This is a genomic window from Pseudomonas paracarnis (assembly GCF_904063055.1).
Lineage (GTDB): Bacteria > Pseudomonadota > Gammaproteobacteria > Pseudomonadales > Pseudomonadaceae > Aquipseudomonas > Aquipseudomonas paracarnis.
On record NZ_CAJFCN010000009.1, the window covers coordinates 186,029 to 202,264 of the forward strand.

14 protein-coding genes are annotated in these 16,236 nt (G+C 61.7%); 8 read left to right on the top strand and 6 right to left on the bottom strand.

Features of this window, described 5'->3' with window-relative positions:
• The first annotated feature begins 564 nt into the window (after window positions 1-564).
• From JMV15_RS19975 to JMV15_RS19990, 4 genes are all read left to right on the top strand, one after another.
• Window positions 565-2,331, top strand: coding sequence for an ATP-binding protein (locus JMV15_RS19975; RefSeq protein WP_038451370.1), 1,767 nt, complete (start codon window positions 565-567; stop codon window positions 2,329-2,331).
• The gene (locus JMV15_RS19980; protein ID WP_014719745.1) at window positions 2,325-3,650 is read left to right on the top strand and encodes a sigma-54-dependent transcriptional regulator; all 1,326 of its coding nucleotides are present in this window, start codon (window positions 2,325-2,327) and stop codon (window positions 3,648-3,650) included. The genes JMV15_RS19975 and JMV15_RS19980 overlap by 7 nt, the downstream gene beginning before the upstream one ends.
• Window positions 3,651-3,919: 269 nt before the next feature.
• The gene (locus JMV15_RS19985) at window positions 3,920-5,239 is read left to right on the top strand and encodes an MFS transporter (protein WP_014719746.1); all 1,320 of its coding nucleotides are present in this window, start codon (window positions 3,920-3,922) and stop codon (window positions 5,237-5,239) included.
• A gap of 135 nt (window positions 5,240-5,374) precedes the next feature.
• The gene (locus JMV15_RS19990; protein WP_038451372.1) at window positions 5,375-6,007 is read left to right on the top strand and encodes a flavin reductase family protein; all 633 of its coding nucleotides are present in this window, start codon (window positions 5,375-5,377) and stop codon (window positions 6,005-6,007) included.
• Between the two features lie 125 nt (window positions 6,008-6,132).
• Here the strand turns inward: JMV15_RS19990 and JMV15_RS19995 are convergent, their stop codons facing one another.
• Complete coding sequence (locus JMV15_RS19995; protein WP_019817340.1) at window positions 6,133-6,378, bottom strand: hypothetical protein; 246 nt, start codon at window positions 6,376-6,378, stop codon at window positions 6,133-6,135.
• Window positions 6,379-6,419: 41 nt separating this feature from the next.
• On the bottom strand, window positions 6,420-6,761 hold the full coding sequence (locus JMV15_RS20000; protein WP_003193915.1) for an antibiotic biosynthesis monooxygenase family protein: 342 nt from the start codon (window positions 6,759-6,761) through the stop codon (window positions 6,420-6,422).
• 327 nt (window positions 6,762-7,088) lie between these two features.
• Between JMV15_RS20000 and JMV15_RS20005 the strand changes: the two genes are divergently transcribed.
• Entirely contained in the window at window positions 7,089-8,018 is a 930-nt protein-coding gene (locus JMV15_RS20005) for an AraC family transcriptional regulator (protein ID WP_003193916.1), read from the top strand.
• A gap of 123 nt (window positions 8,019-8,141) precedes the next feature.
• Here the strand turns inward: JMV15_RS20005 and JMV15_RS20010 are convergent, their stop codons facing one another.
• The 4 genes from JMV15_RS20010 to edd all read right to left on the bottom strand — a co-directional run bounded on the left by JMV15_RS20010 (window position 8,142) and on the right by edd (window position 13,253).
• Window positions 8,142-9,611, bottom strand: coding sequence for an ATP-binding protein (locus JMV15_RS20010; RefSeq protein ID WP_014719750.1), 1,470 nt, complete (start codon window positions 9,609-9,611; stop codon window positions 8,142-8,144).
• Window positions 9,601-10,335: a response regulator gene (locus JMV15_RS20015; RefSeq protein WP_003193918.1), complete on the bottom strand. Its 735-nt coding sequence runs from the start codon at window positions 10,333-10,335 to the stop codon at window positions 9,601-9,603. Before JMV15_RS20015 ends, JMV15_RS20010 begins: the two co-directional genes overlap by 11 nt.
• 138 nt (window positions 10,336-10,473) lie before the next feature.
• The gene (locus tag JMV15_RS20020; RefSeq protein ID WP_038451375.1) at window positions 10,474-11,430 is read right to left on the bottom strand and encodes a glucokinase; all 957 of its coding nucleotides are present in this window, start codon (window positions 11,428-11,430) and stop codon (window positions 10,474-10,476) included.
• Window positions 11,427-13,253 (bottom strand): phosphogluconate dehydratase, encoded by a 1,827-nt coding sequence (edd, locus tag JMV15_RS20025; protein WP_014719752.1) that lies wholly within the window; start codon window positions 13,251-13,253, stop codon window positions 11,427-11,429. The genes JMV15_RS20020 and edd overlap by 4 nt, the downstream gene beginning before the upstream one ends.
• A 221-nt stretch (window positions 13,254-13,474) precedes the next feature.
• Between edd and gap the strand changes: the two genes are divergently transcribed.
• The 3 genes from gap to JMV15_RS20040 all read left to right on the top strand — a co-directional run bounded on the left by gap (window position 13,475) and on the right by JMV15_RS20040 (window position 16,233).
• Window positions 13,475-14,476 (top strand): type I glyceraldehyde-3-phosphate dehydrogenase, encoded by a 1,002-nt coding sequence (gene gap / locus JMV15_RS20030; RefSeq protein ID WP_003193921.1) that lies wholly within the window; start codon window positions 13,475-13,477, stop codon window positions 14,474-14,476.
• Window positions 14,477-14,671: 195 nt separating this feature from the next.
• Window positions 14,672-15,190 carry an RNA polymerase sigma factor gene (locus JMV15_RS20035; protein WP_003193922.1) on the top strand — a complete coding sequence of 173 codons (519 nt, stop codon included), beginning with the start codon at window positions 14,672-14,674 and terminating at the stop codon, window positions 15,188-15,190.
• Between the two features lie 74 nt (window positions 15,191-15,264).
• A complete protein-coding gene (locus JMV15_RS20040) occupies window positions 15,265-16,233 on the top strand; it encodes a FecR family protein (protein WP_038451381.1) in 969 nt (322 codons plus the stop codon).
• Window positions 16,234-16,236 lie beyond the last annotated feature (3 nt).

Genomic DNA, 16,236 nt, shown 5'->3' on the forward strand with positions numbered 1-16,236 from the left:
TGATCTCAGGCGCCCCGTTAAACCACGCTGGCCGAACGCAGGCTTGAATTCGTGGGTAACCCGGCAGGACGCCGGGTTAGCCGCCCCGCGCCATGGATGGCGCGTGGCGGCGGCCCACGGATTCAAGCCTGCGTTCGGGCACACCGAGCCTAGGCGAGGTGCCGAGTGGTGGGGCAAGAGCGTTTTGCTTACTTTGGCCTGGGCCGGCATCCCGGCTTTTGCAAAGTGAGCCGCCGTCAGGGCGGAACCCTAAGTGGCCGTTACCTAACTAACGGATATGTACTCAATCTGATCCCACATCCCGGTCGGCTGTCAGGCCGCCTTCGCGAGCAAGCCCGCTCCCACATTGCGATCGTGGGGTGTCAGGTAGATAGCCGTCGGCTGGCAAGCCGTCATCGCAGGCAAGCCAGCTCCCACAGTTGGATCGTGGGGTGTCAGGTAGATAGATGTCGGCTGTCAGGCCGTCATCGCAGGCAAGCCAGCTCCCCCACAAGCTCCTTGGTCACAAGATATGAGCTGCCCATGCTATGGTGCTCGCCCCTTACCGTGCCTGTTCATCATCGTATGATCGTGATCCCTCGCCCCCTGCGCCTGACCTTCTATTCTCTGTTGATCATCGCCGGTGCGGTGCTGGCTGCCGCCTTGGCCACGCGCCATGCCGAACGCCAGGCCTTGGTAGACGACGCCGCCCGTGCCAATCAGCAGCTGGCGCTGTATGCCAACTCGCTGCACACCCTGATCGAACGCTACCGTGCCCTGCCCGCCGTGCTGGCGCTGGATTCGGAGATGATCAGCGCCTTGAAGGGCCCGCTGGACGCCACCACGCAAGACCGGCTCAACCGCAAGCTGGAGCGCATCAACGGCGCTGCGCAGTCTTCGACCCTGGAACTGATGGACCGCACCGGCCTGGCCGTGGCCGCCAGCAACTGGAACCTGCCCAGCAGTTATGTCGGCCACAACTACGCGTTCAGGCCGTATTTCAGCCAGACCTTGAGCCACGGCACCGGGCGCTTTTATGCAGTGGGCGTGACCACGGGTATTCCGGGCTACTTTCTTTCCAGTGCGGTCGTGGATGAGCACGAGCAGTTCCTCGGCGCCATGGTGGTCAAGCTGGAGTTCCCCGAGCTGGAGCGCGAGTGGGCCCAGGGCAATGACCTGCTGTTGGTCAGCGATGCGCGGGGCATCGTGTTTATCGCCAACCAGCCGGGCTGGCGTTATCGCAACCTGCGGCCGTTGTCCGAAAATGACCTGGCTGAACTCAAGACCACCCGCCAATACGACAAGAAGCAACTGCAGCCGCTGGACACCCAGCCCCTGCAACGCTTTGACGAAAACAGCCATTTGATCCGCGTCAACGGCCCCGACGGCAACGCCAATTACATCTGGGAGTCGCTGCCGCTCAAGCGCGAAGGTTGGACCCTGCACCTGTTGCGCAAACCCCAGTTTGCCTTTGAAGACCAACGTAACGCGGGCCTTGCCGCTGCGGGTTCGTGGCTGGCATTGGTGTTCCTGGTGCTGTTCCTCAGCCAGCGCTGGCGCCTGGCCCGCTTGCGCCAGCGCAGCCGTGAAGAACTGGAGCAATTGGTCGAAGAACGCACCCAGGCGCTGCGCACCGCCCAGGATGGCCTGGTGCAGTCGGCCAAGCTGGCGGCATTGGGGCAGATGTCGGCCGCCCTCGCCCATGAAATCAACCAGCCGCTGACCGCCCAGCGCATGCAACTGGCGACGCTGCGGCTGCTGCTCGACCATGGTCGCGTGGACGATGCCTACAAGGCGCTCACGCCATTGGATGACATGCTCACGCGCATGGCCGCGCTCACCGGCCACCTCAAGACGTTCGCGCGCAAGAGCCCCAGTGGCCTGCGCGAAAAGCTGGACCTGGCGACGGTGGTTGACCAATCCTTGCACCTGCTCGACGCGCGCCTGCGTGACGAAGCCATCGGTGTGGTGCTGGACCTCACCCGCCCGGCCTGGGTACGTGGCGACGCGATCCGCCTGGAACAGGTGCTGATCAACCTGTTGCGCAACGCCCTCGACGCCATGGCCGACAAACCGCGCAAGCGCCTGGAAATCCGCCTGCACGCCGATCAGCAGCTGTGGCAGTTGAGCGTCTGCGACAGCGGCGGCGGGATTGCCGAAGAACATTTGAGCAGCGTGTTCGACCCGTTTTTCACCACCAAACCGGTGGGCGACGGGCTCGGTTTGGGACTCGCGGTGTCCTACGCTATCGTGCATGAACTGGGCGGACGCCTGAGTGCCGCCAACCGTGGCGATGGCGCGACTTTCACCTTGACCCTGCCTATCGCCCTGGAGACGCCAGACCTATGTTGAACGCGGTGATTGTGGTCGATGACGAAGCCAGTATTCGCACGGCCGTCGAGCAATGGCTGAGCCTGTCGGGGTTTGACGTGCAGCTGTTCAGCCGCGCCGAAGAGTGCCTGGCGCAACTGCCCAAGGACTTTGCCGGGGTGATTCTGAGCGACGTGCGCATGCCAGGGCTCAGCGGCCTTGAACTGTTGGCCGAGGTGCAGCGCCGCGATGCCGATTTGCCGGTGATTTTGCTCACCGGCCATGGCGACGTGCCAATGGCCGTCGAAGCCATGCGCGACGGCGCCTACGACTTCCTGGAAAAACCCTTCAGCCCCGACGCCTTGCTCAACAGCCTGCGCCGGGCGTTGGACAAGCGTGGCCTGATCCTGGAAAACCGCCGCCTGCATCAACAGGCCGATCATCGCGCGCAGTTGGAGTCCAGCCTGCTGGGTGTGTCCAAGGGCCTTCAAAGCTTGCGCCGCCAAGTGCTGGACCTGGCGAGTTTGCCGGTCAATGTGCTGATTCGCGGTGAAACCGGCAGCGGCAAGGAGTTGGTCGCCCGCTGCCTGCACGACTTCGGCCCACGCGCAAAGAAGCCGTTCGTGGCCCTCAATTGCGCGGCAATCCCCGAGCAGTTGTTCGAAGCCGAACTCTTCGGACATGAAAGCGGCGCCTTCACCGGCGCCCACGGCAAACGCATCGGCAAACTGGAATATGCCCACGGCGGCACCTTGTTCCTGGATGAAATCGAAAGCATGCCCCTGGCCCAGCAAGTGAAATTGCTGCGCGTATTGCAGGAACAGAAGCTGGAGCGGCTGGGCTCCAACCAGAGTATCCAAGTGGACCTGCGCATCATCGCTGCCACCAAGCCCGACCTGCTGGAAGAAGCCCGTGCCGGGCGCTTTCGCGAAGACCTGGCCTATCGGCTCAACGTCGCGCAACTGCGCCTGCCGCCATTGCGTGAACGTCGCGAAGATATTCCGCTGCTGTACGAGCATTTTGCGCAAAGCGCCGCCGAGCGTCTGGGCCGCCAGGTCGAGCCCTTGAGTGGGCCACAGTTGGGGCGCCTGCTCAGCCATGACTGGCCGGGCAATGTGCGCGAACTGGCCAACGTCGCCGAGCGCCAGGTGTTGGGGCTGGACGAGCCGGAACCGCAAGGGATCGAGGCCGGGCAGTCGTTAGCAGCGCAGCAAGAAGCGTTCGAGGCACACTGCCTGAAGGCCGCGTTGACGCGTCACAAGGGCGATATCAAGGCGGTGCTGGCCGAGTTACAACTGCCGCGCCGTACCTTCAATGAGAAGATGCAGCGGCATGGGTTGGTAAGGGAGATGTTTGTGTAGCGATATTTGGATCACCATCGCGGGCAAGCCCGCTCCCACATTTTGGTCTGTGAACACAGCAGGTGTGGGAGCTGGCTTGCCTGCGATGGCGTCGGCAGCCATAAGCGGATTTCCGCTCATCACCCAAAAACCATCAGCGACTTTCCGCTCAATAAAATCCCGCAACCCTTCTATTGCGGGCCTTCCTCTACCTGGCACAGCTCCTGCTATAGCCCCAACAGGCTGCGCACGCGCCGCTCCATAAAAACAACTAGATGAAGGATCCTTCAATGGATAACTCCAACACCGTGCCTCTGGGATCGACGGCCGCAAAAGCGCAGGAGCGCACCACCTCCAGCCGCATCAAGTCGATCTTCAGCGGATCGGTCGGCAACATGGTCGAATGGTACGACTGGTACGTCTACGCCGCCTTCTCGCTGTACTTCGCCAAAGCCTTCTTCCCCAAAGGCGACACCACTGCCCAACTGCTCAACACCGCCGCGATCTTCGCCGTGGGCTTCCTGATGCGCCCGATCGGTGGCTGGCTGATGGGCCTCTACGCCGACAAAGTCGGGCGTAAAAAAGCCTTGATGGCCTCGGTGTACCTGATGTGCTTCGGCTCGCTGCTGATTGCCCTGAGCCCAGGCTATGAAATCATTGGTATCGGTGCGCCGATCCTGCTGGTGTTTGCCCGCCTGCTGCAGGGCCTGTCGGTCGGCGGCGAATACGGCACCTCTGCCACCTATCTCAGTGAGATGGCCACCAAGGAACGTCGCGGGTTCTACTCAAGCTTCCAGTACGTGACCCTGATCTCCGGCCAGCTCATCGCGCTGGCGGTGCTGATCGTGCTGCAACAGGTGCTGACTACCGAACAACTGTACGCCTGGGGCTGGCGCATCCCGTTCGCCATCGGCGCCCTGTGCGCAGTGGTCGCGCTGTACCTGCGTCGCGGCATGGAAGAAACCGAGTCGTTCACCAAGAAAGAAAAAGCCAAGGAAAGCGCAATGCGCACCTTGATGCGTCACCCCAAGGAACTGATGACCGTGGTCGGCCTGACCATGGGCGGCACCCTGGCGTTCTACACCTACACCACCTACATGCAGAAATACCTGGTGAACACGGTCGGCATGAGCATCTCCGACTCCACCACCATCTCGGCGGCGACGCTGTTTCTGTTCATGTGCCTGCAACCGATCATCGGCGGGCTGTCGGATAAAATCGGCCGCCGCCCGATCCTGATCGCCTTCGGCGTGCTTGGCACCCTGTTCACCGTGCCGATCCTCACCACCCTGCACACCATCCAGAGCTGGTGGGGCGCGTTCTTCCTGATCATGGCGGCGCTGATCATCGTCAGCGGCTACACCTCGATCAACGCCGTGGTGAAGGCCGAGCTGTTCCCGACCGAAATCCGCGCACTGGGCGTGGGCCTGCCGTATGCCCTGACCGTGTCGATCTTCGGCGGTACCGCTGAATACATCGCGCTGTGGTTCAAGAGCATCGGTATGGAAACGGGCTACTACTGGTACGTGACCGCGTGTATCGCCGTGTCGTTGATGGTCTACGTGACCATGAAAGACACGCGTAAACACTCACGCATCACCACCGACTAAAAAATGTGGGAGCGGGCTTGCCCGCGATAGCGGAGGATCAGTCAAAGTTGTATCAACTGACCCACCGCATTCGCGAGCAAGCCCGCTCCCACATTCGTTATGATGCGTGCCCCAGAATTCCATATGGAGCAGGTGATGTCCGACGATATCCACTTTTACGAACCCGCCAACGGCCACGGCCTGCCCCATGACCCGTTCAACGCCATCGTCGGCCCACGCCCGATTGGCTGGATCTCCTCGCACGACCGCGAAGGCCGCCTGAACCTGGCGCCCTACAGTTTCTTCAACGCATTCAACTACATTCCGCCGATCATTGGGTTTTCCAGTGTCGGGCGTAAAGACAGCCTGAACAATATCGAACAGACCGGCGAATTCGTCTGGAACCTGGCCACCCGCCCGCTGGCCGAGCAGATGAACCAGAGTTGCGCGGCCGTATCGCCCGAGGTGAATGAATTCGAACTCTCCGGCTTGACGCCGGTGGCTTCGAAAATCGTTGGCGTACCACGGGTGGGCGAGAGCCCGGTGTCGTTCGAGTGCAAGGTGACGCAGATCATCCAGCTGCAACGTGCCGACCAACAGTTGGTGCCGAGCTGGCTGGTGCTGGGCGAGGTGGTTGCGGTGCACATCGCCAAATGGTTGCTCAAGGACGGGATCTACGACACCGCTGCCGCCGAGCCGATTTTACGCGGGGGTGGCCCGGCGGATTATTTCCAGCTGGGGCCAGAAGCGCTGTTCAAGATGTACCGCCCAGGCGCCACCAAACCCTGACTGCAATGCAATCAAAACTGTGGGAGCTGGCTTGCCTGCGATAGCGGTGGGTCAGTTAACCCAAGAGTGACTGATACACCGCTATCGCAGGCAAGCCAGCTCCCACATTGGTTAGGTGTGCTGCCTCAGCGTTCAGCAGTCGCCCAGGTCAGTTGACCTTCTGCATCCACATCGACCAGATGCTCGAGTTGCAACGTCGCCGCATCATCGGCATCGGACGCAGTCTTGAACGTCTGCCCATCAAGGATCTTGTGAAACCTGGGTGCGCCCATGCCATCCAGTGCCTTGACGGCGACGGCGGCGCTGTAGCCACCTTCGCCCGGTACTACGGCGGAAACGGCTTCGTGGTGGGCAAATTGTTTACGTGCCATGTTGCAAGTCCTGGCCAATGGAAAGTCGGCCATTCTAACCGTTAACCGGCCAGTTGCAGGTACTCGCCGTAGGCCTGTGCCGCCGATGCGTCGGTGAAGGTCTGGAAGTCCATGCTGCGCACGACCATGTCGTTCAGAAGCTCAGTGAAGATCATCAGGGCCGGAGAGTTGAAGTAGGCGCTCATGGCCTGCTCGCTGCTCCAGAACCCGGATACCAGCCATACATCGGGGTCGACCTGGGAGTGCTGCAACGAGAATTGCAGGCAACCCTGGGCCTGGCGACCCGGTTCGATCAAACTGCTCAAGCGTGCACCGAGTTCGGTGCTGCACCCGCTACGGGCGCGGATAAAGGCCATATGGCTCGCGGGAATGGGGGTGGACATGTTCGACTCTCCCGTTGAGAAGTGATGCTCGGCAAGCACAATGAGGGCGTGTTGCCACAGGATCAAAGATAACGGCGCGGCGGTAAGCGCGGTTAGTCAATTCCTGCAGGCTTATTGCACAATCCTGCGAGAAGCGTAGGGAGGACGTTCGGTCTCAGAATTTATTCCAGGCCCAGGCCCCATGTTTCAGGCAGATGACAGGCTGCGTACTTGCCTGATTCACGCGATCTCGCAGGATCAGGCAAGGATGCTGCAGAATCGACGTAACACTTTTTGAAAAGCCGCCGCTAAGCTGAGCCCATCAAAGCCGCGTGTAGAGGACGCCCCATGCCGTCGCCCGAATCCAAGCCCGTTCCCCTCGATGCCGAGATGGAGAAACAACGCGCCGAGCTGGCCAGTATCGTGCACCGCCATACCTGGGAGGACGGCTCCTACGGCACGGCGATCACCTCGCTGTACCTGAACCGCCACAACGCGCCCCGGGATTTCATGCCGGTGCTGGTGGAACCCGCGCTGTGCATCCTAGCCAGTGGCAGTAAGGAAGTGCGCCTGGCCGACGAGATCTTTGCCTACGACCCGCTCAACTACCTGGTGTTCTCGGTGGCGATGCCGGTGGCCGGCCGCATTATTGACGCCACCGCCGAGGACCCGAACCTCTCGGTGCGTATCAATATCGACCCGGCGCAGCTCACCGCGCTGATCGCAGAGGCCGGGCCGATGGGCGTGCCCTCGCGCCCGACCTCACGAGGCATGTACGTCGACCGCATCGATCACGCACTGCTCGACGCGGTGCTGCGCCTGACCCGCTTGCTGGACACGCCTAAAGACATCGCGATGCTCGCGCCCTTGATCAACCGTGAAATTCTCTACCGCTTGCTGCGTGGCCCGCAGGGTTATCGCCTGTATGAAATCGCTGTGGCTAACAGCCAGAGCCATCGGGTGAGCCAGGCGATCACCTGGCTGAACGGCAACTATGAACAGCCGCTGCGTATCGACGACCTGGCCAAGGAAGTGAACCTGAGCGTCTCGACCTTGCACCATCGCTTCAAAGCGATCACGGCCATGAGCCCGCTGCAATACCAGAAGCAACTGCGCTTGCAGGAAGCCCGGCGGCTGATGATTGCCGAAGGGCTGGAGGCCTCGGCGGCGGGCTATCGGGTGGGGTATGAAAGCCCGTCCCAGTTCAGCCGGGAGTACAGCCGGTTGTTCGGTGCGCCGCCGCTGCGCGACCTGGCCCGGTTGCGCCAGAGCATCTGATGTACGCAGAGCAACATGTGGGAGCTGGCTTGCCTGCGATGGCGGTGTGTCAGTCACTAATGAGTCAACTGAACCACCGCTATCGCCGGCAAGCCAGCTCCCACATTTGATCTCAGGTGTTTGTTAGTCCAAGGTTCTTGGTAGTTGCAGGGTGACGCGCAGGCCGCCTTCGCGCAGGTTCTGCAAACTCACTTCGCCCCCATGGCTATGGGCAATATTGCGCGCAATGCCCAACCCCAGCCCGTAACCCTGCTGCTGGCCGGCCAGTCGAAAGTGCGGTTCAAATACCTGTTCCAGCCGCTGCTGCGGCACACCAGGCCCCTCGTCATCCACATGCAGAATGAACTGCGCGCCATCGTCCTCGATATGCAAATGCGCGTTCTGCCCGTACTTCAGCGCGTTGTCGATCAGGTTGCCGATGCAACGCTTGAGCGCCAGCGGCTTGCCTGGGTAGGCTGACAGCGCCGCGCCATCGAGGGTCACTCGGCCATTGCCATGGGGGGCCAGGTATGGCTCCACCAGGCATTCGAGGACGTGGTTGAGGTCCACCGGCTGGATGTTTTCGTGGATGTCGGTGTCTTTCACGCATTGCAACGCGCCCTTGACCAGCAATTCCAGTTCATCCAGGTCACGGCCGAATTTGTTTTGCAGGTTCTCGTCCTCCAGCAATTCCACGCGCAGGCGCAGGCGGGTGATGGGTGTGCGCAGGTCATGGGAAATCGCGCTGAACAACTGGCTGCGCTCGGTCAGGTAACGGCTGATGCGTTCACGCATGGCATTGAACGCACGGCCCACTTCCACCACTTCACTGCCGCCGCCTTCAGCCACCGGCTCCACATCGGCGCCCAGGGACATGTCCCGCGCCGCTCGCGCCAGGCGCTTGAGCGGTCGGCTTTGCCAGTGCACCAGCAGGCCGATGAACAGCAGCAGAAAACCGCTGGTGAGCACGATGAACCACACCTGCTGGGACGGCAGGCCTTGCTCTTCCAGGCTGGTGTAGGGCTCGGGCAATAGCGAGGCGATGTACAGCCATTCACCGGGTGCCAGTTGGATCTGGGTGACCAGCACCGGCGGGTTCACCGGCTCCAGGGTCAACGCGTAATGGGCCCAGGAGCGTGGCAGTTCGTCGAGCTTCAGGCCGGCATTGAAGATGCGCAGGTCTTCGGCGCTGACGAACTCCACCGAGATATGCACGTCGGCACCCAGGGTCTGGCGCAGCACTTCATCCACTGCCACCAGCACCGCCTGCTTGCGTGGGGTTTCGGGCAATAGCTGCATGTCCAGCGGGCGATCATTGAGGGTCACCACAAAACGCGTGCCGCCCATGCTGCGCAATTGGTCCAGCACCAACGGGCGATAGGCCACCGGCAGCGACCGGAAGTAACTCACGCTGGCAGTCATTGAATGCGCTAGGCTGCGGGCGCTGGTGACCAAGCCCTCAAGCTGGGTGGCGCGCAATTGCGACACCCAAATCACGCTGGACAGCGCCTGGGCGAACAGCACCGCCAGTAAGGTCAGCAGTAACATGCGCCCCAGCAGCGAGCGGGGTACCGGGAAGCGGCGACGGCGTTCGTTCAGCGCTTCAGTGGGCATTGCCGGCAACCACGCTGGCTGCCAGTTGATAGCCGCTGCCGCGCACGGTGCGGATCAGCCGCGGAGGTTTCTCGGTGTCGCGCAGGCGCTGGCGCAAGCGGCTGACGGCCATGTCGACGATACGGTCCAAGGGCATGAGGTCGCGGCCACGGGTGGCGTTGCCGATGGTGTCGCGGTCGAGGATCTGTTGCGGGTGGTCGAGAAACAACTTGAGCAAGGCGAAGTCGGCACCGGAGAGGATCACCTCTTCACCATCCACATGAAACAAGCGGTGGCTGATCATATCCAGGCGCCATTCATCGAACACCCACACATCACCGCCGCTGCTGCGCTCCTGGCCGAATTGGCAGCGGCGCAGCAGTGCCTTGATACGCGCCTGCAACTCGCGGGGGCTGAACGGCTTGCCGATATAGTCATCGGCGCCCAGCTCCAGGCCGATCACGCGGTCGGCTTCGTCGGAACTGGCGGTGAGCATGATGATCGGCACCTGCGCCTGGCGCGGGTGCTGGCGAATCCAGCGGCACAGGCTGAAGCCGTCTTCGTCTGGCAACATGACATCGAGGATGACCAGGTCGCACGGCGCCTCGTTCATTGCCTGGCGGAACCCCGCACCGTCGGACACGCCACGGACCTGGAAGCCGGCGCGACTGAGGTAGGTTTGCAGCAATTCGCGGATTTCCTGGTCGTCGTCGACGAGGAGAATGGATTTACTGATTACGCTCACGGGGGCCTCCTTGTTGTTATGGCCTGGCTTAAATCATCGGGTGCGCTTTAGGCCGTCATCGCAGGCAAGCCAGCTCCCACACTTGGAATGCATTCCAGACTGTGGGAGCTGGCTTGCCTGCGATGGCGCCATTATGACCTATGCAAAAGCTTGCTCAAGCGCCACACCCGCCCCAGTCAGCCCGGAATACGGCGCCGTCACCAACCACACTGGAATACCTTTGAAGTAGTCGCTCATGCAGCCTTTATCCGCGAAGCTTTTAGCGAAACCACTGGCGATAAAGAAGTCGGCAAACCTCGGTATCACCCCACCCACGATGTACACGCCACCGCGTCCACCGGTGGTCAAGACGTTATTGCCCGCCACCCGGCCCAGCCAGATGCTGAACTGGTCCAATACTTCCATCGCCACCGGATCGCCGGCCAGGCCCGCCGCCGTGATGGCTTCGGGGGTGTCGAGCACCGGCTCGTGCCCATCCACCGCACAAATCGCCCGGTACAGCCGCGGCAGGCCGCCGCCGCTTAACGCGGTTTCGGCGCTGACATGCCCGATCTCGCTGTAGATGTGTTGCCACAGCTGGGTTTCCCGTGGGCTGCTCAGGGGCAGGTCGACATGCCCACCCTCCCCCGGCAATGCTGCCCAACGGCCTGCGCCGAGGTCCAGCAAGGTGCCGACACCAAGACCCGTACCTGGGCCGATCACCACGGCCGGGCGCAAGGGCTCCGGCGTGCCTTCGCAGACCACGCGGAATTCGTCGGGCTTGAGCCGGGTCATGCCCAGGGCCATGGCCGAGAAGTCGTTGACCAGCAACAGTTCATCCACCTGCAGGGCCTTGCAAAACGCGGTTTTGCTCAGGCGCCAGTGGTTGTTGGTGAACTTGAATTCATCGCCACTCACCGGCCCGGCCACCGACAGGCACACCGCACCGATGTCGCCGATTTCCAGGCCTTCCTCTTTGAGATAGACCTTGATCGCCTCTTCAGGGCTGCCGTGATCCGCCGTGGCATGCACGCGGATCGAATGCAGTTCCTGATCCCGCCATAACGCAAAACGGGCGTTAGTCCCCCCGATGTCACCGACCAGCGCAAGCTTCACTTAAGCGTCTCCAAGGCAGAGGTAAAGGCGCTGGCGCCCTGCTCTGCGGAGCTTGCGGCCAAGCGCATGAATGCAAACAGCTCGCGACCGGCTCCCACGTTATTGCCCAACAGGCCCGTGGCAGGCGTGCGCGCTGCAAATACTTCGGCGTCCACCTTAAGCTCCAGGGTGCCGGTAACGCCATCCACACGGATGATATCGCCATCCTGGACCCGCGCCAGCGGCCCGCCGCTCTGGGCTTCGGGGTTGACGTGGATCGCGGCAGGGATCTTACCCGACGCGCCGGACATTCGCCCATCTGTCACCAGCGCCACCTTGAAACCACGGTCCTGCAACACGCCCAGGAACGGGGTCATCTTGTGCAGTTCCGGCATGCCGTTGGAGCGCGGCCCCTGGAAGCGCATCACCGCGACAAAGTCTTTTTCCAACAGGCCAGCCTTGAAGGCATCGGCCAGGTCCTGCTGGTCCTGGAACACCACCGCGGGCGCTTCGACAACCTGATGCTCCGGCGCTACCGCCGAAACCTTCATCACGCCACGGCCAAGGTTGCCTTCCATCACGCGCAAGCCGCCTTCCGGCGAGAACGCACGGGCCACCGGGCGCAGGATGGTTTCGTCGAGGCTTTCGATCGGGCCGTCGCGCCAGACCAGTTCGCCATCCACCAGGAAAGGTTCCTGGATATAGCGGCTCAGGCCCTTGCCGGCCACGGTGTTGACGTCTTCGTGGAGCAGGCCGGCTTCCAGCAGTTCGCGGATCAGGAACGACATACCGCCCGCCGCCTGGAAGTGGTTGATGTCAGCCTTGCCATTTGGATACACGTGGGACAGGGTCGGCACCACCTCGGAAAGGTCGGCCATGTCCTGCCAGGTCAGGATGATGCCTGCCGACATGGCAATGGCCGGCATGTGCAGGGTGTGGTTGGTGGAGCCGCCAGTGGCGTTGAGCGCAACGATGGAGTTGACGATGGACTTCTCGTCGACAATCTCGCCAATCGGCGTGAAGTTGCCATTGGCCTTGGTCAAACGCGTGACCTGGTGCGCAGCTTCACGGGTCAACGCATCCCGCAGCGGCGTGTACGGGTTGACGAACGAAGCGCCGGGCAAGTGCAGGCCCATGACTTCCATCAGCAACTGGTTGGTGTTGGCGGTGCCGTAGAAAGTGCAGGTGCCGGGGCTGTGGTAGGACTTCATCTCCGATTCCAGCAGTTCTTCGCGGCTGGCCTTGCCTTCGGCATAGCGCTGGCGCACATCGGCCTTCTGCTTGTTGGAGATACCCGAGGGCATCGGCCCGCCTGGCACGAAAATCATCGGCAGGTGGCCGTAGCGCAGCGCGCCCATCATCAGGCCAGGAACAATCTTGTCGCAGATGCCCAGCATCAGCGCGGCGTCGAACATGTTGTGGGACAGCGCTACCGCCGTGGACATGGCAATGACTTCACGGCTGAGCAGGCTCAGTTCCATGCCCGGCTCGCCCTGGGTCACGCCGTCGCACATGGCGGGGGTGCCGCCGGCGAACTGACCGACCGAGCCGACTTCGCGCAGGGCCTTTTTGATCTGTTCGGGGAAATGCTCGTAGGGCTGATGCGCCGAGAGCATGTCGTTATAAGAAGAAACAATTGCCACGTTGGCGGCATTCATCATGCGCAGGCTGTTTTTGTCTTCGGTGCCGCAACCGGCCACGCCGTGGGCGAAGTTGGCGCATTGCAGCTTGCCGCGCATCGGACCGTCGCTGGCTGCGCCGCGAATGAGCGCAAGGTAAGCCTCGCGGGTGGCGCGGCTGCGGGCGATAAGCCGTTCGGTGACCTCAAGAACGCGGGGATGCATGTATAGAACTCCAGGCTAACGGATGTGGCGACCTGAGAGTCTATGCTGATCAAACGCCCACGGCTCATGGGATGGCAGGGGGTCGTTTGGATCATCGGACCAGTTGATTCAGGTCACTCGTTGTAGATTGAACAAAATATTGCCACTAAAAAGGCTTGTTTTCTATTTTTATGCGAATAATCTTGTAATTCTTACAACAAATCGACGACAGGCACTTTCCGATGACTCTTCGAATCGCAATCAATGGTTTTGGCCGTATCGGCCGTAATGTCCTGCGCGCACTGTATACCCAAGGCTATCGCCAGGATCTGCAGATCGTCGCCATCAACGATTTGGGCGACAGTTCGATCAATGCCCATCTGCTCAAGTACGACACCGTACACGGCACTTTCGACGCAGAGGTTGCCCACGATCAGGAAAGCCTGACCGTCAATGGTGACCGGATTGCCGTGAGTGCCATTCGCAACCCCGCCGACCTGCCGTGGGCTGCGCACAAGATTGACGTGGTGTTCGAATGCACCGGCCTGTTCACCGACCGTGACAAAGCTGCCGCGCATATTAGCGCTGGCGCGCGCAAGGTGATCATCTCCGCCCCGGCCAAAGGCGCGGACGCGACTGTGGTCTACGGGGTAAACCATGACATTTTGCGTCAATCCCACCAGATCATTTCCAACGCATCGTGCACCACCAACTGCCTGGCGCCGGTCGCCCAGGTGCTGCATCGCGAGCTGGGCATCGAAAGCGGGCTGATGACCACTATTCACGCCTACACCAACGACCAGAACCTCACCGACGTGTACCACACCGACCCGTACCGCGCGCGTTCGGCCACCCAGAACATGATCCCGAGCAAGACCGGCGCCGCTGAAGCGGTGGGCCTGGTGCTGCCGGAACTGGCAGGCAAGCTGACCGGCATGGCGGTGCGTGTACCGGTGATCAACGTGTCGCTGGTGGACCTCACCGTGCAGTTGAAGAAAGAAGCCACGGCCGATGAAGTCAACGCCCTGCTCAAACACGCCAGCCAGCATTCGAAGATCCTCGGCTACAACACCCTGCCGCTGGTTTCCAGCGACTTCAACCATAACCCGCTGTCGTCGATCTTCGACGCTAATCACACCAAGGTCAGCGGCAAATTGCTCAAAGTGCTCGCGTGGTATGACAACGAGTGGGGCTTCTCCAACCGTATGCTGGATAACTGCCTGGCGTTGTGTAACGCCGAGTAACTCCACAAGATCGACCAGATCGTTCCCACGCTCTGCGTGGGAATGCCACCCTGGACGCTCCGTTGTGACGCGGAGCGTCACAGGATGTGTTCCCACGCAGAGCATGGGAACGAGCGGCAATCCACAGAAATAGCCACTTGCCATTTCAGTTGATGATAAGCATTATCATTCACTGCAAATCGGTCTGGTATCACTGTGAGCCAATCTCGCTTCAACCACGTCTTCCTCACCCAACGGGTGATCCTGCTACGAACTCTGCAACGCATGGTGCATAACCACAGCACTGCCGAGGACCTGTTGCAGGAAACCTACCTGCGCGTGACTCGGGCCCTGAGCGAGCGGCCAATCGACCACCTTGAACCCTTTGTCTACCAGACAGCCCGCAACCTGGCGCTGGATCACTTGCGTTCGCGCAGGATTCAGGCGCGTACCCTGCAGGAGGATGTCCCACTGGATGTCCTGCAAAGCGTCGCCGCGCCGGCCAGCACGCCGGAGGAAGCTACCCAGGCAGAGCAGCTGCTGGAGCACCTGAGTGTCAGCCTCGGCCAGTTGAGCGCCCGCCAGCAGCGGATTTTCATCCTCAGCCGCCTGCACGGTTGCAGCTACCAAGAGATTGCCGATCAATTGGGCGTGTCCTTGAGCACGGTGCAAAAGGAACTCAAATTGATCATGGCTATCTGTGTGGGTGTGGCCGAACGGCTGGATCAGCCTTAAGCTTCACCCGACAGAGGTGTCGATCCAAGCTGTAGGAAAAATGAATAAAACGTGGCGAAGACCCGAGGAACACCGTGACGGACCCGAATAAACTGCGCCCCCATGCGTTGGCTCATGAGGTGTTGCAAGACGCGGCCATGGACCAAGCCCTCGATTGGCTGATCGCCTTGCAGTGCCCGCAACCTGGGCAGCAGGCCGCGTTCGACGCCTGGCTGGCCCAGGACCCGGCGCATGTCCACGCCTTCAGCAAGGCCCAGGCCGCCTGGGGTGACGCGCCGGTACACAGCGCCGCCGTGGCCCTCGCCGCACCGCGCAAGCCCAGCGGCTGGCGCCGGATCAGACCGCACTGGAAACCCCTGACCACCGCCGCCGTGTTACTGGTCGGCCTGTTCAGTTTCAGCAACCTGCCGGTGCGTTTGCAGGCCGACCATCTGACGGTGGTGGGCGAGCGCCAGCGCCTGCAACTGGACGATGGCTCCAAGGTGCTGCTGAACACCAATTCGGCGTTTTCCAGCACCATCAAGGACCACCAGCGCATTGCCCGCCTCTACCAGGGCGAAGCGTACTTTGAAATAGCACCCACCCGTGGCCTGCCGCTGGAGATCGACGCGGGCCCGGTGCGCGCCAGCGTGCGCGACACCGCCTTTGCCGTGCGCTACCTCAATGGCGAAGCCCAGGTTCAAGTGCAGCGCGGCGATGTCGACCTGAGCAACACGTTCGACGATGCCCGCGTGCGCCTGAGCGCCGGTGAAAGCATCCGCATCGGCCCCAAGGGTTTCGGCCAACCGGCCAAGCTCGACCCCAGCAAGGATCTGGCCTGGGTGCAGGGCCGGCTGGTATTCGAAAACTGCCCGCTGAGCGAAGTGCTGGCTGAGCTGCGCCGCTATTACCCCGGCTGGATCGTCAACAACAACGAGCAGTTGGCCAGCGTCGCCGTCACCGGCAACTACCGCCTCGACCAGCCCCTGGACGTGGTGCGCTCTCTGGCTCACATCACCTCGGCCAAGCTGTCGGAGTACCCGGCGCTGGTGATCCTGAACTAAATG